We start from the raw sequence: 19,482 nt of genomic DNA, 5'->3' as shown, positions 1-19,482 counted from the left end.
GCATACTAAGTTCCGAGTGTCTAAATAATTGCACTCAAGTTGTGCGCAAAGCGGCCTAGTTGTTATGACCTGCCCTGTTATGCAGCCAGTCCTCGTTGTCGGGACGTCCGTGCAAAAGGTCGTTGACCTCCGATTTCTGGCAAAAAGCCCACAAAATCAGAAGCTTGTGTGCTCTGGGGAGCACTTAATAGGGGCACAGCCTTGGCCTTGTAGGGGATAGTAGTGGTGCGTTATCTCCCGTCCCTTAAGTGTGGATCCAATTAGACGACCGTTTCGCTAAGTTGTCGTGACAACTCGGTTACTTTGGACGACGTCCCACGTAAGTTATCTCGTACACGCTCGGCGAGAATCGTTACGGGTGGTATGAGCCGTGCAATTTCACATAGTTCCGATCCGCTCATCGCCATTTTCGAAATTTTTCGAAATATTTGCCTAGATGGCACTGCCCTCATATTGATAGCACTTGCGGTTTTGCCCTTTAGTTACGGGCGTTTAAAGGGGGTCGATAGTTTTGTGCCACTACGGATTAAAAATTTTGGTGCCACTACGGAAAAATCTGACATTTGTCGAGTGAAAGAAAAGTTAGCGCAAGGGGTGTTTGATTTATTGGCGCCAAGAAAGTGGCAAGTTGGGTGGGGAAGTGGGATGACACATATGGCTTCAATCGAGGCCCTTTATCGGGGCCTGAAAGAGACGTTGCGTTATTGCGGGGCGTTGTCGCGCAGAAAGACCATTTTTTGCGAAGAGGACTGTTCAGCGTTATAGCGATAGCCCTGTACGTCGAAGTGTTTGAGTTGCGCCGGGTCATTGATGCGTTGCTCTATGACGAACCGACTCATCAGGCCGCGGGCTTTTTTCGCGTAGAAGCTGATGATTTTGTACTGGCCGTTCTTCAGGTCCTTGAATTCGGTATCGATGACGCGAGCGTTAAGTGCACTGCGCTTGACCGCCGAGAAGTATTCATTGGACGCCAGGTTCAATAATAGGTCGTCGCCCTGGTCGGCCAGGGCTTCGTTCAGCCACTCGCTGAGACGGGTGCCCCAGAATGCATAAAGATCCTTGCCTCGGGCGTTGGCCAGCTTCGTGCCCATTTCCAGGCGATAGGGTTGCATCAAGTCCAGTGGGCGCAATAGGCCATACAGGCCCGAAAGCATGCGCAGGTGTTGCTGGGCGTAATCGAAATCGGCTTCGCCGAGGCTTTGTGCGTCGAGACCGGTGTAGACATCCCCCTTGAAGGCCAGCAGTGCTTGTTTGGCATTGCCTGGCGTAAATGCCGGATTCCAGCTGCCGAACCGCGCGGCGTTGAGGCCGCCGATCTTGTCGGAAACGTGCATCAGCTCGCTGATCTGGGTCGGTGACAGTTCTCGCAACTGCTCGACCAGTTCCTGGGAGTGATCCAGGTATTGCGGCAGGGTAAAGCGCTCGATGGCCGGCGGTGTTTCGAAATCGAGGGTCTTGGCGGGGGAAATCACCATCAGCATGCAAACGTCTCCTTTAAGGGTGCGGCGATTCTAGGGGGTTGTTTGGGGGGACTCCAGCTATTGAGGTGATAGGGGATGGGTGGCGGGCGGATTGAACGTGCTTGATTGCAGGAAGCCTTTGTGGCGAGGGAGCAAGCTCCTCGCCACAAAAACGCCCTCGCCAGTTTGCCAATGGGTACTCCCTCTGGATCAGCTATCATCCCGCGCGGGTTTCGTTATGGAGACATCCCTTTTGCGCATCGCCCTTCTTCTATCGGCCTGGTTGCTGAGCCTCGGCGTCATCGCCGCGCCCAACGACGTCGCCACCCTGGACCGCAGCGCCTGGCCTGAGCAACTCACCAGCCCGACCTTGTTCGATGTGGCCTCGCGGGCAGAGGTCCTGATGTTTGCGCGGGTGTTGCTGGACGTGGATGCCATGGATGAAATAGCCCTCAAGCAGTATCTGGGGCTACGCACGGTGAACATGGCAGCGGTCAACGCCCTGCGGGCACGGCTGTGGCAGCGGCTGCTGTCCAGCTACAACTTTGCCCAGCGCAGTTGCGGATTGGATGCGTCGTTTTGTTACCTGGTCGAAGACATGGCGACCCTGCGTGAAGAAGCGGGCAGGTTCCAGCTCGATGACAATTCCTATTACATCAAGTGGGCCGAGCCGAGCCGGATCTTCCATACGCAATATCGGGACGAGTTGCTGCGCAAGGCGGCACTGTTTCCCCAGGTCAGCAGCGAAATCGAGCGCTTCGGCGATTACGAACGCAACGGCGAGGCGATGAACGATCGACTGTTCTTGCTGACCTTTGACAGCGGCGCCAACGTCGCGCCGGACAATACACCGTGGCTGACCGAGTACCTGCGCAAGTCGAACATCAACGGCACTTTCTTTGTGCTGGGCAAGGACTTCCAGGCGCGGCTCGTGGATCGCTCGGTCAATGATCTCCAGGCGCTGTATTCCGGGCAATGCGTCGGGGTGCAGGGCTGGGAGTTCCGCTCCCACAGCTATTGGCAGGATTGGCAGGACTCGGTACGGCGCAGCGTCGATCTGGTCAAGGGCAAGCTACCCGAGAATTACGTGCCGCTGTTCCGCCCACCCCAAGGCCAGCGTCGAGGAGATGCCCAGTCCTTTTTCAGGACCCAGGGCCTGCAAGTGGCGCTATGGGATATCGATCCCCAGGACAGCACCAACCGCCTCAAGCCCGAGCAAAGTGCCCAGCGCGTGCTGACCCTGATGTTGCTGTGGCGCCACGGCGTCATCAATTTCAACGCCAAGCAGGATGCGGTCAAAACGGCGATGCCCTGGCTCATTGCGCAAACGGCGCAAAGCGGGATCGGTTGGGAGGATTGCCAGGACGCGTTTCGCTGAAAAGCAAAAGCCCCGTAAACGTTGGGCGAGGAGGGAATTCTGTCGTGCATTCGGGGCGACCCGACTTCCGACTTTAACGGCGCGGCGGCGGTACGCCAAGGGTTATTCGTCACTCTGAAAAATAAACTTCAAAAAAGCGTCAAAGTACTTTTTCCTGTCATGGGTTTTGGAGTATCAAGAAGTCAGACCGCCGAAACCTGCAACACAGGTGGCGTCTTCCAAGACCCATATTGTGTGCAGTTCACCTGAACCCCGCGGGTGAATTCGGTGGCTACCTCGAGGCGCAGCACTGTCACGGTATTGCGTCGAATGGCCCCCACAAAGGTGACCGAGTATGGATGACCACGGACGTAGCCCTTCCTCCAACCAGCCAATCCTGTATGTACTCGATACCAACGTATTGATCCACGATCCAAACGCGCTGCTGAACTTCGAAGAACACCACGTTGCCATCCCGATGACCGTGCTTGAAGAGCTGGACAAGCTCAAGAGCGGGCACCACAGCGTTGCGGCCGAATGCCGGCAGGCGATCCGCCTGATCGACAAGACCCTGGGTGATGCCTCCCCGGAAGACGTTGAGCTCGGCGTGCCGATCCAGCGCGGCAAAAGTGGTCCCAAGGGCTTGCTCTCGATCCTGATGAGCAAACGCACCGAACCCAACCTGGTGCTGCCTGAACACCTGAACGACAACATCATCATCAACCAGCTGATCGACCTGCACGCGCGCAACAAGGACCAAGCTGTCGTGCTGGTGACCAAAGACATCAACATGCGCCTCAAGGCCCGTGCCTGCGGAATCGCGGCGGAGGACTACAGCACCGACCAGCTGGTCGACGACGTATCGCTGCTGCCCAACGGCTACCACAACATGACTGGCTCCTTCTGGGACCGTGTGAGCAAGGTCGAGACTCGCCAGGACCATGGTCGCACCTGGCACCAGGTGCAACTGATCGACAACCTGCCGGCAGTGCACATCAATGAATTCATTATCGATGAACAGGGATTCGTCGGCTGGATCAAGGAAATTCAGGTCGACAAGCTGCTGATTCTCGACCTGCACCAAGAGCCCTTGCTGCATCAGGAGGCGTGGGGCCTCAAGCCGCGTGATATCTACCAGAGCCTGGCCTTGTTCGCCTTGCTCGACCCGGACATTCACCTGGTCAACCTGTCCGGCGCCGCCGGTTCCGGCAAGACCATCCTGGCCCTGGCCGCCGCCATCGAACAGACCATGGTCAGCAAGCGCTACCGGCGCATTATCGCCACCCGCAGCGTGCAGGGTCTGGATCAGGAAATCGGCTTCCTGCCCGGCACCGAAGCGGAAAAAATGGAGCCTTGGCTGGGCGCCATCACTGACAACCTCGAAGCCTTGCACATGGATGATGAAAGCACCCATGGCAGCGTCGATTACATCCTCAGCAAAGTGCCGTTGCAGTTCAAATCCCTCAATTACATCCGAGGCCGCAGCTTCCAGCAGAGCCTGATCCTGATCGACGAATGCCAGAACCTGACCCCGCACCAGATGAAAACCATCATCACCCGTGCCGGTGCCGGTTCCAAAGTGGTGTGCCTGGGTAACCTGGCGCAGATCGACACCCCTTACCTGTCCGCGACCAGCTCCGGGCTGACCTACTTGACCGAACGTTTCAAGGATTTCCCCAACGGGGTCCATATCACCCTGCAGGGCGTACCGCGCTCGATCCTGGCCGAATACGCCGAATCGCATCTCTAAAATCAGCTACAAGTTTTAAGCTGCAAGCTGCAAGCGGACCGAGTGAACTCACTTGCCGCTTGTAGCTTGTCACTTGTGGCTGCTTAAATGCCCCTTTTAAATCCGCAGCTGAACTGCGTTGTTTACTTGCCGCTTGTGGCTTGTAGCTTGCGGCTGCCTCAAGGAGGCCCTGTGCTGACCCATCTCGATTCCCAAGGTCGCGCCAACATGGTCGACGTGACCGACAAGGCCGTGACGTTCCGTGAAGCCACCGCCGAAGCCTTTGTGCGCATGCTGCCCGACACGCTGCAGATGATCGTCAGCGGCGGTCATCCCAAGGGCGATGTGTTCGCCGTCGCGCGCATTGCCGGCATCCAGGCGGCGAAGAAAACCAGCGACCTGATTCCGCTTTGCCACCCGCTGATGCTCACCAGCGTCAAGGTCGAGCTCAATGCCGAAGGCGAGGACCGGGTGCGCATCGTCGCCCGCTGCAAACTGTCGGGGCAGACCGGCGTGGAAATGGAAGCCCTCACCGCCGCCAGCGTCGCCGCGTTGACCATTTATGATATGTGCAAGGCCGTGGACCGGGGCATGACCATCGAAGGCGTGCGGGTGTTGGAGAAGCTTGGCGGCAAGAGCGGCCACTTCCAGGCGGAGACGCCATGAACATCACGGTGAAGTTTTTTGCGCGTTATCGCGAAGCTGTGGGTGTGGACTCGGAAAGGCTCGTGGGCGATTTCGCCACGGTGAATGATGTTCGGGCCGTGCTGGCCGCCCGTGAAGGTTTTGAAGTGTTGAACGAACAGAACCTCATGTGCGCCCGCAACGAAGACCTTTGCCAGCTTGATGAACCGCTGGCGGATGGTGACGAAGTGGCGTTTTTTCCCACCGTGACCGGAGGCTGAGCCATGGCGATTCGTGTGCAGGCCGATCCATTCGACCCGGGAACCGAAGTCAACGCGATGCACGCGGCCAATGTCGGCGTCGGGGCGGTCGTGAGTTTTGTCGGCTACGTGCGTGATTTCAACGACGGACTGGATGTGTCTGGCATGTTCCTGGAGCATTATCCGGGCATGACCGAAAAAGCCCTCGGCAAGATCGCCACCGAGGCCGAGCAGCGCTGGCCGTTGCTCAAGCTGGAAGTGCTGCACCGCATCGGCGCCCTGGAGCCGGGCGAGCCAATCGTCTTCGTCGCCGCCGCCAGCGCCCATCGCCAGGCGGCATTCGATGCCTGCGCCTTTGTCATGGATTACCTCAAGACCCGCGCTCCCTTCTGGAAAAAGGAAAACACCGCTGACGGTCCGCGCTGGGTTGAGGGGCGGGACAGCGATCACGCGGCGGCGCAGCGCTGGAAGTCATAAGCACCGGAAAAAAAAGCGCAGCTGTTACGGCTGCGCTGATCGGACCCACCGCTTCAAATAATCAAGAGTGCTTGCGCTGAACCGGCCGCAACAGATGCGTCGGCGGGGTTTCGCAATTGATCTTTTTCCCCAGCAATGCCTCGATCGACGGCAACTGGTAGGAATCATCCTCGCCGGCGAAGCTGATCGAAACCCCGGCGGCCCCGGCACGACCGGTACGGCCAATCCGGTGCACATAATCATCCGGCACTTCCGGCAGCGTGAAGTTGATCACGTGGCTGATGCCGTCGATGTGAATGCCGCGCCCGGCCACATCGGTGGCGACCAGCACGCGGATCTTGCCTTCGCGGAAGCCTTCGAGGGTCTTGATGCGCTTGTGCTGCGGTACATCGCCTGACAGTTGCGCGGCGTTGACGCCATCGCGCACCAGGCGTTCTTCGATGCGGCGCACTTCGTCCTTGCGGTTGGCGAATACCATCACCCGCTCCCAACCGTTGTCGTTGACCAGGTTGTAGAGCAGCTTGTACTTGTCGGCACCGGCGACTGCGTAGATGTGTTGCTCGACGTTTTCGCTGGCGACGTTGAGCGCCTCGATCTCGACGATGGCAGGGTCGGTGGTCCATTGCTTGGCCAGGTTCATCACATCTTCGGTGAACGTGGCAGAGAACAGCAGCGTCTGGCGTTCGCTCTTTGGCGGCGTCTGGCGAATGATCTGGCGCACTTGCGGGATGAAGCCCATGTCGAGCATGCGGTCGGCTTCGTCCAGTACCATCACTTCGACCATGTCCAGGTGCACGTCGCCGCGCTGGTTGAAGTCCAGCAGGCGGCCCGGCGTTGCAACGAGGATGTCGCAGTGGCGGGCTTCGAGGTGCTTGAGCTGCTTGTCGAAGTCCATGCCGCCGACGAACGTCATCACGTTCAGGCCGGTGTACTTGGTCAGGTCGGCGGCGTCCTTGGCGATCTGCACCACCAGCTCGCGGGTCGGCGCGATGATCAACGCTCGCGGCTCGCCCATGTAGCGTTCCTTGGGCGGCGGGGTCTGGAGCAATTGAGTGATGATGGAAATCAGGAACGCGGCGGTCTTGCCGGTGCCGGTCTGGGCGCGACCGATGGCGTCTTTGCCGGCGAGGGTGAAACCCAGCACCTGCGCCTGGATGGGCGTGCAATACGGGAAACCCAAGTCCTGGATGGCGTGCATCAGTTCCGGGGCCAGTTTGAAATCGTGGAAACGGGTCTTGCCTTCCTGTGGCTCAACAACGAAGTCCTCGAGCTTCCAGGCGACAACTGGCGGTTTCGGTGCGCGTTCGCGGCGTGGCTTGGCGGCTTCTCGTGGCCGTTCCGGTGCAGGGGAAACGTCAGGCTCGGTTGCGGCAGCGGGCGCCGGCGCTTTTTTATCGCTGGCAACCGGCGCGGCGCGGCGCGGCTGCTGGGGTGCTTCGGTACGGCTCGGGCCGTGGACCGGCGCGCTGGTGCCAGGCGCGAGCTGCTCGGCCTCGCTTTTACCGAACATCTTCTTGAGTGCTTTGAGCACGGTCATCTCATCGATTGGTTAAGGAATGTACGCCGGCCAGTGTAATGCAAGAAACGGGCGCGGCGTAGTGTGATCGTCAAAGGACCGGCGTGGCGATTGGCCGCTTAGCGCAACCGCTCGGCTAGCCAGTTACCGATGTCGCGAATCTCCTCGGGTAACACTTCGTGGCCCATTGGGTATTCCTGCCATGTCACGGTGACACCATGCTGCTTCAAATATTCTTTCGCGGTCCGCCCCATCGGGTTGAGTACCACTTCGTCGTGCTGTCCGTGCAGCGCCAGGACCGGAACGCGTTGCTGGCTGGCAGACAATTGCAGTTCTTCGCTGAACGTTGGCGCATAGGTGGACAATGCGATCACGCCGCCCAGCGGCCCCTGCCATTTGACGAATGCCGTGTGATAAACCACCGCGCCTCCTTGGGAGAAACCCGCCAGGAAGATCCGCGAGGCGTCTATTCCGCTGGCTCGCTGGGTTCCCATCAGGTCGATGACCCGTTGCGAGGAGGCTTCCAGTTGCTGCTCGTCGATGGCCCGGGCCGGGCTCAAGGCACGGATGTCGTACCAACTGGGCATGGCGTAGCCACCGTTGATCGTGACCGGCTGCGTCGGTGCCTGGGGCAGGAGGAACCGCGTGGTGGGCAGTTTTTCCTGCAACACTTCGGCGACCGGCAGGAAATCAAAACGATCGGCGCCCAGGCCGTGGAGCCAGATAACGCACGCGTCGACGGTGCTGGAGGGCTCGATAATCAAGGGGTCGGTCATGGTGTGCTCCAAAAATGTGCGGGCGCGCTCAATCAGTGCGTGATTACGGTGCGGGCCTGGTGCCTCAGTTAATTAGATGTCGCAATGCTACAACTTTTTGTCTTGACGTGTTTAGTAAGGGGCAAGCGCAGCGGTGTGGTACGGGCTTTGCTATGGGGAAGCCTGAGTGATGATTCTTACGCTGCGCGGTAACACTATCAGCTCGACGCGACGCATGGGATATCAGAATCCGGTGATGGATGTTCGCCAATAGCCGCTACGGGCTTCGCGAACGTGAAGGGCTACAGCCCGTTCGGCCGATTGGTGAGAAGTGAGAAAGCCGCTGTTTATAGGCGCTCTCATGATTAGACTCATAGCGAAGGCCCAGACGTCGGTTGACCCTAAAAAAAGCCAACAAGGGTCGGCAATGCCTCAAAAGGGTGCGACAGGGCTCAAGCTCCGACACAACAAGAGCAAAACTGGAGGTTTGAATGAAGTTACTGAAATCCACCCTGGCAGTCGTGACTGCAGCAGCAGTTCTCGGCGTCAGTGGGTTCGCTCAGGCGGGTGCAACCCTGGATGCCGTGCAGAAGAAAGGTTTTGTGCAATGTGGTGTAAGTGACGGCTTGCCGGGTTTCTCGGTACCTGATTCCACCGGCAAGATCGTTGGTATTGACGCTGACTTCTGCCGTGCCGTGGCCGCTGCGGTGTTTGGCGATGCGACCAAGGTCAAGTTCAGCCAGTTGAACGCCAAGGAGCGCTTCACCGCGCTGCAATCCGGCGAAATCGACGTGCTGTCGCGCAACTCCACCATGACCAGCTCCCGTGATGCGGGCATGGGCCTGAAGTTTCCTGGCTTCATTACCTACTATGACGGCATCGGTTTCCTGGCCAACAGCAAATTGGGCGTCAAGAGCGCCAAGGAACTGGACGGTGCGACCATCTGCATCCAGGCCGGTACCACCACCGAGCTGAACGTGTCCGACTACTTCCGCGCCAACGGCCTGAAGTACACCCCGATCACTTTCGACACCTCCGATGAAAGCGCCAAGTCGCTGGAATCCGGTCGTTGCGACGTGCTGACCTCCGACAAGTCCCAACTGTTCGCCCAGCGCAGCAAGCTGGCTTCGCCGAAGGACTACGTGGTCCTGCCGGAAACCATCTCCAAGGAGCCACTGGGCCCGGTCGTGCGTAACGGCGACGACGAGTGGCTGGCCATCGTGCGTTGGACTGGCTTCGCCATGCTCAATGCCGAAGAAGCAGGCGTGACTTCGAAGAACGTCGAAGCTGAAGCCAAGTCCACCAAGAACCCGGACGTCGCTCGTATGCTGGGCGCTGACGGTGAATACGGTAAAGACCTGAAGCTGCCGAAAGACTGGGTCGTGCAGATCGTCAAGCAAGTCGGCAACTACGGTGAAATGTTCGAGCGCAACCTCGGCAAGGACACCCCGCTGCAGATCGATCGCGGTCTGAACGCTCTGTGGAACGCAGGCGGCATTCAATACGCACCACCAGTGCGCTGATGGTTCTATCACCCGGTGGGCCAACCACCGGGTGATGTTCTGTTCCATTCTTTGCGGGGCACTTCATGCAAAATTCAATCGGCGCACCTAAGCAGAGGCTCAGCCTCAGCGATCCACGAGTGCGTGCGTGGGTATTTCAGATCGTCACCATCGTGGCGGTCATTTCTCTAGGTTGGTTTCTGTTCGACAACACTCAGACCAACCTTGAGCACCGGGGTATTACCTCCGGCTTCAGCTTCCTGGAGCGCAGTGCCGGTTTCGGCATCGCTCAAACCCTGATCGACTACACCGAAGCGGACAGCTATGCCCGCGTCTTCGTCATCGGGTTGCTCAACACACTGCTGGTGACCTTCATCGGCGTGATCCTGGCAACGATCCTCGGTTTCATTGTCGGCGTGGCCCGGCTGTCGAAAAACTGGATCATCGCCAAAGTGGCGACGGTGTACGTGGAAGTCTTCCGCAACATCCCACCACTGCTGCAGATCCTGTTCTGGTACTTCGCGGTATTCCTGACCATGCCAGGGCCGCGCGCCGCCCACAGTTTCGCTGATACCTTCTTTGTCAGCAGCCGGGGCCTGAACATGCCCGCGGCGTTGATGGCCGAAGGGTTCTGGCCGTTCGCGGTCAGCGTGGTGCTGGCGATTGTCGCCATCGTGCTGATGACCCGCTGGGCCAACAAGCGTTTCGAGGCGACCGGTGAACCGTTCCATAAGTTCTGGGTCGGCCTGGCGCTGTTCCTGGTGATCCCGGCACTCTGCGCCGCGATCTTCGGTGCTCCTGTGCATTGGGAAATGCCGGAACTCAAGGGCTTCAACTTCGTGGGTGGCTGGGTACTGATTCCTGAGCTGCTGGCTTTGACCCTCGCCTTGACGGTATACACCGCGGCGTTCATCGCCGAAATCGTCCGTTCTGGGATCAAGTCGGTCAGCCATGGCCAGACCGAGGCGGCTCACTCGCTGGGCCTGCGCAACGGTCCGACCCTGCGCAAGGTGATCATCCCGCAAGCCCTGCGCGTGATCATTCCGCCGTTGACCAGCCAGTACCTGAACCTGGCGAAGAACTCTTCCCTGGCGGCCGGTATCGGTTACCCGGAAATGGTTTCGTTGTTTGCCGGCACGGTGTTGAACCAGACCGGCCAGGCCATCGAGGTGATCGCGATCACCATGAGTGTGTACCTGGCGATCAGTATCAGCATTTCCTTGCTGATGAACTGGTACAACAAGCGCATTGCGCTGATCGAGCGGTGAGGAAACGCGCATGACATCCCATACTTTCAAACCTGATATGCCACCACCGAGCAAAGTGTTCGGGCCGATGGCATGGATGCGCGCGAACATGTTCTCCAGCTGGCTCAATACGCTGCTGACCCTGTTTGCGTTCTACCTGATCTACCTGGTGGTCCCACCGATTCTCAGCTGGGCGATTCTCGATGCCAACTGGGTCGGCACCACTCAAGCCGACTGCACCAAGGAGGGCGCCTGCTGGGTGTTCATCCAGCAGCGTTTTGGCCAGTTCATGTACGGCTATTACCCAGCGGACCTGCGCTGGCGCGTGGACCTGACCGTGTGGCTGGCCGTGATCGGCGTGGCGCCGCTGTTCATCTCGCGCTTCCCGCGCAAGGCGATCTACGGCCTGAGTTTCCTGGTGTTGTATCCGATCATCGCCTGGTGCCTGCTGCACGGCGGCGTGTTCGGCCTGGCGACCGTGGCGACCAGCCAATGGGGCGGCCTGATGCTGACCCTGGTGATTGCCACCGTTGGTATCGCCGGCGCCTTGCCGCTGGGTATCGTCCTGGCGCTGGGGCGTCGTTCGAACATGCCGGCGATTCGCGTGGTCTGCGTGACCTTCATCGAGTTCTGGCGCGGCGTGCCGTTGATCACGGTGCTGTTCATGTCGTCGGTGATGCTGCCGTTGTTCCTGCCTGAAGGCATGAACTTCGACAAGCTGCTGCGGGCACTGATCGGCGTGATCCTGTTCCAGTCGGCCTACGTGGCCGAAGTGGTGCGTGGCGGTCTGCAAGCGATTCCGAAGGGGCAATACGAAGCGGCCGCGGCGATGGGCCTGGGCTACTGGCGCAGCATGGGCCTGGTTATCCTTCCGCAGGCACTGAAGATGGTGATCCCGGGGATCGTCAACACCTTCATTGCGTTGTTCAAGGACACCAGCCTGGTGATCATCATCGGCCTGTTCGACTTGCTCAACAGCGTGAAACAAGCTGCCGCCGACCCGAAATGGCTGGGCATGGCCACCGAAGGCTATGTGTTTGCCGCCCTGGTGTTCTGGATTTTCTGTTTTGGTATGTCCCGCTATTCCATGCATTTGGAACGCAAGCTGGACACTGGCCACAAGCGTTAGGAGTTGACTCATGAGTGAAGCGATCAAACAGCCTGTGAGCCCTGAAGGCATTATTCAGATGCAGGGCGTGAACAAGTGGTACGGCCAGTTCCACGTGTTGAAAGACATCAACCTGAACGTCAAGCAGGGCGAGCGTATCGTGCTGTGCGGCCCTTCGGGTTCCGGCAAGTCCACGACCATCCGTTGCCTCAACCGTCTGGAAGAACACCAGCAGGGTCGCATCGTGGTCGACGGCGTGGAACTGACCAACGACCTCAAGCAGATCGAAGCGATCCGCCGTGAAGTCGGCATGGTGTTCCAGCATTTCAACCTGTTCCCGCACCTGACCATCCTGCAGAACTGCACCCTGGCGCCGATGTGGGTACGCAAGATGCCCAAGCGCAAGGCCGAGGAAATCGCCATGCACTATCTGGAACGCGTACGCATTCCAGAGCAGGCGCACAAATACCCGGGTCAGCTCTCCGGCGGCCAGCAACAGCGCGTGGCGATTGCCCGTGCCTTGTGCATGAAGCCGAAAATCATGCTGTTCGACGAACCGACCTCGGCGCTCGACCCCGAGATGGTGAAAGAGGTTCTGGACACCATGATCGGCCTGGCCGAAGACGGCATGACCATGCTCTGCGTGACCCACGAGATGGGCTTCGCTCGCACCGTGGCCAACCGCGTGATTTTCATGGACAAGGGCGAAATCGTCGAACAGGCCGCGCCAAACGACTTCTTCGACAACCCGCAGAACGACCGCACCAAGCTGTTCCTGAGCCAGATCCTGCATTGATCCAGTCTTAGGCAATGAAATAAGCCCGGACTTGTCCGGGTTTGTTTTTTTGCAGCAGCCTCAGTAAGTCGTGAGGGTTTCGCGCTCTTTGTGCACCGTAGCCTTGAATCCTCTCAAGTCCGCACCTTCAGCCAGGGCTCGTGCATCGGCGAGCAAATGCGGATAGCGATCAAGCAGGCGCATCAGCAGCATCAACGCTTTTGGCGGCAACACCTCACCGCGCTCGTAGCGGGAAAACGCGTTGTGCCCGCCACCTGACAAAAACGACACCGCTTCTTTTTGCGACAGATGCAGTTTGCGACGGATGCGTTTCATTTCTTCGCCAATCATCTTCCTGGCGGCGATGACCAGTTCATCCCCCGCATCGGTGTAACGATCCGAGCAACCGGGGTCGAGTTCGACCTCGCCACACATCTGGCATTCCCAGCCAGACAAATCATCGATCCGGCGTTCCAGTCCCTTGACGCACAGGGTCTCTGCGCGCCCCTCGAAATGCAACATGCCCTGCGGTGCGCCGCAGCTGAAACACTGCTGAGCTTTCATGGGGTTTTCTCCTTGAATGAAATCACCGGTGGGCCGCCGCTTGGGCGGTAGGTCACCTTGATGTAAATTTCCAGACCCTGGGAGTCGGTGTGATAAACGTCGTGCCAGACCCGATGGTCATCGTGGGTCGTTACGGACTTGTAGAACTGCTGGCGCCGAAGCCCACAAGCGATCTCCAACATGTCCGAAACTGACAAACCCAGCGTCCCGGCGGTTTTTGTCGCGGTGATGGTGAACGCCTTTCTTCCAAGCCGCTTGATATCCGCCTTGATCACGCCTAGGTCGTAATGGGGTGTGCTCTTTTCCATGAGGTCTTGTTCCAAAACTACCCTTATAGGGTAGTTTTTACTAATCAAAAATTTAGTTTCTTTTCCCTCCATTGACCCTAGGCGGTTGCCGTCCTACGCGAAGCTGACTAACATGTCAGAAAATTCATCCTATGATTGGATGAAAAGGCGCATCCTATGTCAGCTATTTCCCCATTAATAAAGCGCTCCTTGGTCGATCAGGCCCTGGAGCAATTGCGCCGCCGCATCAGCGACGGCGTCTGGCCCGTAGGCCAGCGCCTGCCCACCGAGCCGGAACTGGTGGCCGAGCTGGGCATCAGCCGCAACACCGTGCGCGAAGCCATGCGCGTACTGGCATTTTCCGGGTTGATAGAGATCCGTCAGGGCGACGGCAGCTACGTGCGTGCGGTGGTCGATCCGCTGGATACCCTCAAGGTGCTGTCGCGCTGTTCGCTGGAACAGGCCCGGGAAACCCGGCACATCCTGGAAGTCGAAGCCATTGGCCTGGCTGCGCTGCGGCGTACCGAGGAAGATGTGTTGGCCTTGCGCCAGGCGCTGCACGCCAGCGCCGAGCATTATCACGGCGACCTGGAGCACTACATCGCTTGCGACCTGGTGTTTCACCGCCTACTGGTGGACGCCGCGCACAACCCCGCGCTGAGTGAACTCTATCGTTACTTTTCCAGCGTGATCGGCGTGCAGTTGCGCCAGAGCCTCAACATCATTCCTCGTCATCAGCATGTGTTCGACCTGCACGTCGAAATCCTCGAAGCCGTCGAGCAACAGGATACGGAGCGGGCCAAGGCGCTCTGTCGACAGTTGATCAATGAACCCTGAACCAGAGCTTTCCATGTCCCGCGATCCGCTTGACCTCACCCCTGCGACGCCGAACAAGCGCGCCGCCGAACTCGAAGAATTGTTGATCGACGCCGAAGCCGACGATGAGCAAACCCAGCAACGCCATCCGTTGGTGCGCCGGCCCTGGCTGCTGTTGCTTGGGTTGATCCTGGTGGCGCTGAACCTGCGTCCGGCGCTGTCGAGCATGGCGCCATTGCTCAGCGAGGTTTCAAAAAGCCTCGGTCTGTCGGCGGCCCAGGCCGGTCTGCTGACGACGCTGCCGGTGCTTTGCCTGGGGCTGTTCGCGCCGTTGGCGCCGGTGCTGGCTCGGCGCTTCGGTGCCGAGCGCGTGGTGCTGGGGATCTTGCTGACGTTGGCCGGGGGGATCGTGTTGCGCAGTTCATTCGGCCAGTTCGGGCTGTTCGCCGGCAGCGTCTTGGCCGGTGCGAGCATCGGCGTGATCGGAGTGCTGTTGCCGGGCATCGTCAAGCGCGACTTCGCCAAGCAAGCCGGCGCCATGACCGGTGTCTACACTATGGCGCTGTGCCTGGGCGCCGCGATGGCGGCCGGTTCGACGGTGCCTTTGAGCGATCGCTTGGGTGACAGCTGGTCGCTGGGCCTGGGTTTCTGGATGATTCCGGCGCTGGTGGCGGCGGTGTTCTGGCTGCCACAAGTGGGCCAGAAGCACGGCGCGCACCAGGCGGCTTATCGGGTTCGCGGTTTGCTGCGTGATCCACTGGCCTGGCAGGTAACGCTGTATATGGGGCTGCAGTCGTCCCTGGCCTACATCGTATTTGGCTGGTTGCCCTCGATTCTCATTGGCCGTGGACTGACGCCGACCCAGGCCGGTCTGGTACTGTCCGGTTCGGTGCTCGTGCAGTTGATCAGCTCGCTGGCGGCGCCCTGGCTGGCAACGCGCGGCAAGGACCAGCGACTGGCCATCGTGATTGTCATGGTCATGACCTTGGGCGGTCTGTTCGGATGTCTCTATGCGCCCATCGACGGCTTGTGGGGCTGGGCGATCCTGCTGGGCTTGGGGCAGGGCGCGACGTTCAGCCTGGCGCTGACGTTGATCGTCTTGCGATCACGCGATGCCCATGTGGCGGCGAACCTTTCCAGCATGGCCCAGGGCTTCGGCTACACGCTGGCGTCACTGGGGCCGTTCGCGGTGGGCGTGGTCCACGACTGGACCGGTGGCTGGAATGCCCTGGGTTGGATCTTCGGCCTGATTGGCCTGGGGGCGATCGTTGCCGGCGTCGGTGCCGGACGGGCATTGTACGTGGGTGTCGCCAGCGAAAGGGTCGACGATCTTCACTGATGTCATTTCCATGGCGAATGACGATAGTCTTCCTCGCGCAGGCAGATTATCGTGCCGGCTACTGAAATCTTTTCGGAGCCCTTCCATGAATGACACCCACAACGCCCTGGTGACCCGCTTCTATGAGGCGTTCCAGCGCCTGGACGCCGAAGCCATGAACGCCTGCTACACCGACGACGTGGTGTTCAGCGATCCTGCGTTCGGCGAACTACGCGGGCGTGATGCCGGTGACATGTGGCGCATGTTGACGACCCGGGCCAAGGACTTCTCCCTGACCTTCGACAACGTGCGCAGCGACGAGCGTACCGGCGGTGCGCACTGGGTAGCGACGTACCTGTTCAGCCAGACCGGCAATACCGTCGTCAACGATATCCAGGCGCGTTTCGTATTTCGCGACGGCAAGATTTGCGAGCATCACGACAGTTTCGATTTGTGGCGCTGGTCCCGCCAGGCGTTGGGTACCAAGGGCCTGCTGCTGGGCTGGACGCCGCTGGTGCGCAACGCTGTCAGGGCCCAGGCGCTCAAGGGGCTGCGGGCATTCCAGGCCAGTCGCTGATAAGATCGCGGTTTGTCTTGGCTCACCTGTTGAACATTTTGTGACGACCGTCGACGTATCCTCCGATCTGCCTGCACAAGCCCCCGCCGAACCGGATAAACCCTGGTTCGTCTACTTGGTGCGGGCTGCCAATGGCTCGCTGTACTGCGGCATCAGTGATGACCCGGTGCGGCGTTTCGCCAAGCACCAAAGCGGCAAGGGCGCGCGCTTCTTCCTGTCCAGCCCGGCAGTGGCCCTGGTGTACACCGAGGCCTGTTGCGACAAGGGCGAGGCCCTGCGCCAGGAGCGGCTGATCAAAAAGCTCAAGAAAAGCGCCAAGGAATGCCTGGTGGCCAGTGGACTGTCGCTGCATCAGTCGCGCTGATAGGTGTTCATCAGGCCGGTAGGCTGTCCCGGCGAGGCGCGCTAAGCTGCAAGACTTCATTCCTGCAGTGGCGAATCCCATGTCAGAGCTGATTCTTCATCATTACCCAACGTCTCCTTTCGCGGAGAAAGCCCGACTGTTGCTGGGTTTCAAGGGCTTGTCCTGGCGTTCGGTGAACATTCCGCCAATGATGCCCAAGCCTGACCTGACGGCACTGACGGGCGGTTACCGCAAGACCCCGGTATTGCAGGTTGGTGCGGACATCTATTGCGATACGTCGCTGATGGCCCGCCGGCTGGAGCAGGAAAAAGCCTCGCCGGCACTGTTCCCCGAAGGTCGGGAAATGATCGCCGCGTCCTTCGCCGCCTGGGCCGATTCGGTGGTGTTCCAGCACGCGGTGAGCTTGGTGTTCCAGCCTGAATCGGTGGCGGTGCGTTTCGCCAAGCTATCGCCTGAAGCCATCAAGGCATTCATCAGCGACCGCGCCGGGTTGTTCAGTGGTGGCACGACCACGCGCTTGGCTGTCGAGCAGGCCAAGCACCAATGGCCAACCATCATGGCGCGGCTCGAACAACAGCTGTTGCGCGAAGAGGGCGACTTCCTGTTGGGTGATCCGTCGATTGCCGACTTCGCCATGGCTCATCCGCTGTGGTTTCTCAAGGGCACGCCAGTCACTTCACCGCTGGTGGATGAGTACCCAGCAGTATCGTCGTGGCTCGCGCGGGTATTGGGTTTTGGCCATGGCGCGTCGAGCCAGATGAGTTCCGAAGAAGCCTTGGAGGTTGCCCGCAACGCTACGCCCGCCACGCTGCCGGACGAGTCATTCAACGAACCGAATGGCTTTGTGCTGGGGCAGCAGGTGAGCATCGCCGCCACTGATTATGGCGTCGATCCGGTAGTTGGGGAGCTGATTTTTGCAGGAAGCGAAGAGTTGATCTTGCGTCGCGATGATGAACGCGGCGGGAAGGTGCATGTGCATTTCCCGCGGTTCGGGTTTCGTATCGAAGCTCGATGAGCAAGGCATTCCCTGCGGGAGCGAGCTTCCTCAGGGAATATTCAGTTACGTCGCTTGAGCTGATCGGTCAGCGACGTTGGCAAGCCCTTGATGATCAACGTACCGGCTTCCTCGTCATACTCGATCTTGGAGCCCAGCAAGTGCGCTTCGAAGCTGATGGACAAGCCTTCAGCGCGTCCGGTGAAGCGACGGAACTGGTTGAGGGTGCGCTTATCCGCGGGGATTTCCGGCGACAATCCATAGTCCTTGTTGCGGATGTGGTCGTAAAAGGCTTTCGGGCGATCTTCGTCGATCAACCCCGACAGCTCCTCCAGGCCCATCGGCTCGCCGAGCTTGGCCTGGCTGCTGGCGTAATCCACCAAGGTCTTGGTTTTTTCCCGGGCATCGTCTTCCGGCAGGTCTTCGCTTTCGACGAAATCGCTGAATGCCTTGAGCAGGGTGCGGGTCTCGCCAGGGCCGTCGACGCCTTCCTGGCAGCCGATGAAGTCACGGAAATACTCCGAGACTTTCTTGCCGTTCTTGCCCTTGATGAACGAAATGTATTGTTTGGACTGCTTGTTGTTCTGCCATTCCGACACGTTGATGCGCGCCGCCAGGTGCAGTTGGCCCAGGTCCAGGTGACGGGACGGCGTGACGTCCAGTTCGTCGGTGACTGCAACGCCTTCGCTGTGGTGCAACAGGGCGATGGCCAGGTAGTCGGTCATGCCCTGTTGGTAATGGGCGAACAACACATGGCCACCCACCGACAGGTTGGATTCTTCCATCAGTTTCTGCAGGTGTTCTACCGCCACGCGACTGAACGCGGTGAAGTCCTTGCCGCCGTCCAGGTACTCCTTCAGCCAGCCGCTGAACGGATGCGCCCCGGACTCTGCATGGAAAAAGCCCCAGGCTTTGCCTTGTTTGGCGTTATAGCTTTCGTTGAGGTCGGCGAGCATGTGCTCGATGGCCGTGGACTCCGCCAGTTCGGAGTCGCGAGCATGGAGCACAGCAGGGCTGCCGTCGGGTTTTTTGTCGATCAGGTGGACGATGCAATGACGGATCGGCATGGTTTTCTCGGCTGGCAAAAGGGGGGAGGGCGCGCTCCCCGAAAAAGGGCCCAGTGTACCGCAAACACTGGTTTTGGGAGGCGCCGAAGGTTCTTTCAGACCCGTCCGACGCTCAGTGAGCATTTTTTTACCGATTTAGCGCAATAAAGCTGACCAAATGGGTAGGTAGAGGCGGATATTTCACAGGCGTTGTGCTAGTTTTGCCCGGTCTTACGCGAAGTCTCTGCGTTAAGCGTGCATTCAGCATTTGTCAGGTCGAACCAAACCCGGATTTCGGCATCTATTACCCCGATCCGTCGTGGTGATGACCGAGGGCGGCTGATCAGATAGATCGGGCTCGATGGCTGACACTGCACTCTGCAATCCATATGAATTTGATAGGGAAGGAACACTACATGGCTCTTACTAAAGACCAACTGATCGCTGATTTGGCTGAAGCTGTAGACGCACCAAAAGCTACCGTGCGCGCACTGCTGGACCAACTGGGCCAAATCGTTGCCGATCAGCTGGAAAACGGCGGCGAACTGACTTTGCCAGGCGTTGGCAAGCTGAAAGTCACCGAGCGTCCTGCCCGCACCGGTCGCAACCCTTCGACTGGCGCAGCCATCGAAATCCCAGCCAAGAAAGTGATCAAGCTGGTTGTGGCTAAAGGCCTGACCGACGCGGTCAACAAGTAAGACCGCTT

At 59.3% G+C, this 19,482-nt stretch carries 21 protein-coding genes; 15 read left to right on the top strand and 6 right to left on the bottom strand.

Annotated elements, in window-relative coordinates; translation table 11 throughout:
- Positions 1–701 precede the first annotated feature (701 nt).
- Positions 702–1,481, bottom strand: a complete 780-nt coding sequence (yaaA, locus tag HU806_RS08455; protein ID WP_186610961.1) for a peroxide stress protein YaaA — start codon at positions 1,479–1,481, stop codon at positions 702–704.
- Between the two features lie 232 nt (positions 1,482–1,713).
- On the opposite strand from yaaA, the gene HU806_RS08450 reads away from it, so the two are divergent.
- The 5 genes from HU806_RS08450 to moaE all read left to right on the top strand — a co-directional run bounded on the left by HU806_RS08450 (position 1,714) and on the right by moaE (position 5,907).
- A complete protein-coding gene (locus HU806_RS08450; RefSeq protein ID WP_186611068.1) occupies positions 1,714–2,838 on the top strand; it encodes a polysaccharide deacetylase family protein in 1,125 nt (374 codons plus the stop codon).
- A gap of 334 nt (positions 2,839–3,172) precedes the next feature.
- The gene (locus HU806_RS08445) at positions 3,173–4,567 is read left to right on the top strand and encodes a PhoH family protein (protein ID WP_186610960.1); all 1,395 of its coding nucleotides are present in this window, start codon (positions 3,173–3,175) and stop codon (positions 4,565–4,567) included.
- 171 nt (positions 4,568–4,738) lie between these two features.
- On the top strand, positions 4,739–5,212 hold the full coding sequence (gene moaC, locus HU806_RS08440) for a cyclic pyranopterin monophosphate synthase MoaC (protein WP_186610959.1): 474 nt from the start codon (positions 4,739–4,741) through the stop codon (positions 5,210–5,212).
- A complete protein-coding gene (locus tag HU806_RS08435) occupies positions 5,209–5,451 on the top strand; it encodes a MoaD/ThiS family protein (RefSeq protein ID WP_186610958.1) in 243 nt (80 codons plus the stop codon). The genes moaC and HU806_RS08435 overlap by 4 nt, the downstream gene beginning before the upstream one ends.
- A gap of 3 nt (positions 5,452–5,454) precedes the next feature.
- Positions 5,455–5,907 (top strand): molybdopterin synthase catalytic subunit MoaE, encoded by a 453-nt coding sequence (gene moaE / locus HU806_RS08430; RefSeq protein WP_186610957.1) that lies wholly within the window; start codon positions 5,455–5,457, stop codon positions 5,905–5,907.
- A gap of 61 nt (positions 5,908–5,968) precedes the next feature.
- Here moaE and rhlB read toward each other — a convergent pair whose 3' ends face one another.
- The gene (gene rhlB, locus HU806_RS08425; protein ID WP_186610956.1) at positions 5,969–7,444 is read right to left on the bottom strand and encodes an ATP-dependent RNA helicase RhlB; all 1,476 of its coding nucleotides are present in this window, start codon (positions 7,442–7,444) and stop codon (positions 5,969–5,971) included.
- Positions 7,445–7,542: 98 nt separating this feature from the next.
- A complete protein-coding gene (locus tag HU806_RS08420) occupies positions 7,543–8,199 on the bottom strand; it encodes an alpha/beta hydrolase (protein ID WP_186610955.1) in 657 nt (218 codons plus the stop codon).
- 470 nt (positions 8,200–8,669) lie between these two features.
- Here HU806_RS08420 and HU806_RS08415 point away from each other — a divergent pair, with 470 nt between their 5' ends.
- From HU806_RS08415 to HU806_RS08400, 4 genes are all read left to right on the top strand, one after another.
- Entirely contained in the window at positions 8,670–9,701 is a 1,032-nt protein-coding gene (locus HU806_RS08415) for an amino acid ABC transporter substrate-binding protein (RefSeq protein WP_186610954.1), read from the top strand.
- A 65-nt stretch (positions 9,702–9,766) separates the two neighbouring features.
- The gene (locus HU806_RS08410; protein WP_186610953.1) at positions 9,767–10,948 is read left to right on the top strand and encodes an amino acid ABC transporter permease; all 1,182 of its coding nucleotides are present in this window, start codon (positions 9,767–9,769) and stop codon (positions 10,946–10,948) included.
- Positions 10,949–10,958: 10 nt separating this feature from the next.
- Positions 10,959–12,056 (top strand): amino acid ABC transporter permease, encoded by a 1,098-nt coding sequence (locus HU806_RS08405; protein ID WP_186610952.1) that lies wholly within the window; start codon positions 10,959–10,961, stop codon positions 12,054–12,056.
- A gap of 10 nt (positions 12,057–12,066) precedes the next feature.
- Positions 12,067–12,831, top strand: coding sequence for an amino acid ABC transporter ATP-binding protein (locus tag HU806_RS08400; RefSeq protein ID WP_003178331.1), 765 nt, complete (start codon positions 12,067–12,069; stop codon positions 12,829–12,831).
- 60 nt (positions 12,832–12,891) lie between these two features.
- Here HU806_RS08400 and HU806_RS08395 read toward each other — a convergent pair whose 3' ends face one another.
- Together HU806_RS08395 and HU806_RS08390 are read right to left on the bottom strand one after the other, a co-directional pair.
- On the bottom strand, positions 12,892–13,374 hold the full coding sequence (locus tag HU806_RS08395) for a type II toxin-antitoxin system MqsA family antitoxin (protein ID WP_186610951.1): 483 nt from the start codon (positions 13,372–13,374) through the stop codon (positions 12,892–12,894).
- Positions 13,371–13,682 (bottom strand): type II toxin-antitoxin system MqsR family toxin, encoded by a 312-nt coding sequence (locus HU806_RS08390; RefSeq protein WP_186610950.1) that lies wholly within the window; start codon positions 13,680–13,682, stop codon positions 13,371–13,373. Before HU806_RS08390 ends, HU806_RS08395 begins: the two co-directional genes overlap by 4 nt.
- 156 nt (positions 13,683–13,838) lie before the next feature.
- Here HU806_RS08390 and HU806_RS08385 point away from each other — a divergent pair, with 156 nt between their 5' ends.
- The 5 genes from HU806_RS08385 (at position 13,839) to HU806_RS08365 (ending at position 17,751) form a co-directional block, all read left to right on the top strand.
- Positions 13,839–14,498: a FadR/GntR family transcriptional regulator gene (locus tag HU806_RS08385; RefSeq protein WP_186610949.1), complete on the top strand. Its 660-nt coding sequence runs from the start codon at positions 13,839–13,841 to the stop codon at positions 14,496–14,498.
- Positions 14,488–15,816 (top strand): CynX/NimT family MFS transporter, encoded by a 1,329-nt coding sequence (locus HU806_RS08380; RefSeq protein ID WP_186610948.1) that lies wholly within the window; start codon positions 14,488–14,490, stop codon positions 15,814–15,816. The genes HU806_RS08385 and HU806_RS08380 overlap by 11 nt, the downstream gene beginning before the upstream one ends.
- Positions 15,817–15,901: 85 nt before the next feature.
- Positions 15,902–16,372: a nuclear transport factor 2 family protein gene (locus HU806_RS08375; protein ID WP_186610947.1), complete on the top strand. Its 471-nt coding sequence runs from the start codon at positions 15,902–15,904 to the stop codon at positions 16,370–16,372.
- 40 nt (positions 16,373–16,412) lie between these two features.
- Positions 16,413–16,736 (top strand): GIY-YIG nuclease family protein, encoded by a 324-nt coding sequence (locus tag HU806_RS08370; protein ID WP_186610946.1) that lies wholly within the window; start codon positions 16,413–16,415, stop codon positions 16,734–16,736.
- 79 nt (positions 16,737–16,815) lie between these two features.
- Positions 16,816–17,751, top strand: coding sequence for a glutathione S-transferase family protein (locus tag HU806_RS08365; RefSeq protein ID WP_186610945.1), 936 nt, complete (start codon positions 16,816–16,818; stop codon positions 17,749–17,751).
- Positions 17,752–17,792: 41 nt separating this feature from the next.
- On the opposite strand, the gene yejK is transcribed toward HU806_RS08365, so the two are convergent.
- Positions 17,793–18,797, bottom strand: coding sequence for a nucleoid-associated protein YejK (yejK, locus tag HU806_RS08360; protein WP_186610944.1), 1,005 nt, complete (start codon positions 18,795–18,797; stop codon positions 17,793–17,795).
- Between the two features lie 395 nt (positions 18,798–19,192).
- Here yejK and HU806_RS08355 point away from each other — a divergent pair, with 395 nt between their 5' ends.
- Positions 19,193–19,474, top strand: coding sequence for an HU family DNA-binding protein (locus HU806_RS08355; protein ID WP_039591491.1), 282 nt, complete (start codon positions 19,193–19,195; stop codon positions 19,472–19,474).
- The last annotated feature ends 8 nt before the right edge of the window (positions 19,475–19,482 follow it).

The organism is Pseudomonas sp. SWRI154 (assembly GCF_014268645.1).
Lineage (GTDB): Bacteria > Pseudomonadota > Gammaproteobacteria > Pseudomonadales > Pseudomonadaceae > Aquipseudomonas > Aquipseudomonas marvdashtae.
Note: the sequence above shows the minus strand (reverse complement) of the source record. Positions and strands in the feature narration are given on the sequence as shown.